The following is a 388-nucleotide window of genomic DNA, read 5'->3' as shown; positions in this document are numbered from 1 at the left end:
GTCTGGTCGTCGCCGAACACCAGCTGGTGGCCGTCGGCGCTGTGGCGGAAGTGGTAGTGGATACCCTCTTCTTCGCACAGGCGCTGGATGAACTGCAGGTTGGACTCGTCGTACTGCACGCAGTACTCGCGCTGCGGGTACGTCGCGCCCAACTGGAATTGGTAGGCGTTGGCGAGGATGCCGTGTTCCTCGAGCACCTGGGCGATGATCTCCTGCACGGTCTTGTGCTGGAACATGCGCTGGTTGATGCGGTGGGCCAGGTAGGCCAGTTGCGGGCGCAGGGTGACCTGGTAGCGGGTCAGGCGCTTGCCGGCCTCGCCTTGCGCGGCGCGGTAGATCAGGCCGTGCAGGCCGCGGCCGTCGTCGCCCAGCTGGAGGAACGCGGGCT

1 protein-coding gene is annotated in these 388 nt (G+C 66.5%); it reads right to left on the bottom strand.

The features are described 5' to 3' along the window. Nucleotides 1-388: contractile injection system protein, VgrG/Pvc8 family (locus NGM28_RS28580; RefSeq protein ID WP_252092562.1), on the bottom strand; the 388-nt coding region annotated here is incomplete at both ends.

Source organism: Pseudomonas sp. MWU13-3659, from assembly GCF_023757525.1.
GTDB classification, from domain to species: Bacteria; Pseudomonadota; Gammaproteobacteria; order Pseudomonadales; family Pseudomonadaceae; genus Aquipseudomonas; species Aquipseudomonas entomophila_E.
The sequence above is the reverse complement of the archived record's forward strand: the minus strand, read 5'-3'. Positions and strand labels throughout refer to the sequence as shown.